1 rRNA gene is annotated in these 201 nt (G+C 45.3%); it reads left to right on the top strand.

Features of this window, described 5'->3' with window-relative positions:
• Positions 1 to 111: ribosomal RNA gene (locus MRBLMU1_RS31325) — 23S ribosomal RNA — on the top strand; the annotation flags it as partial.
• Between the last annotated feature and the right edge of the window lie 90 nt (positions 112 to 201).

Genomic DNA, 201 nt, shown 5'->3' with positions numbered 1-201 from the left:
GCCTTGAGCTCTTTGAAGGGTCGTTCGAGACCAGGACGTTGATAGGTCAGGTGTGGAAGTGCAGTAATGCATTAAGCTAACTGATACTAATTGCCCGTACGGCTTGTCCCTATAACCTTAGCAGGTTGTGGTGAATGAGAAGTACGTTGTGCGAGCGTTGATACAACTTCATTACCCATATTACTTACTACTTCCAGATTC

Origin of the sequence: Burkholderia sp. LMU1-1-1.1, from assembly GCF_040675865.1 — a bacterium.
Classification (GTDB): domain Bacteria; phylum Pseudomonadota; class Gammaproteobacteria; order Burkholderiales; family Burkholderiaceae_D; genus Rugamonas.
Note: the sequence above shows the minus strand (reverse complement) of the source record. Positions and strands in the feature narration are given on the sequence as shown.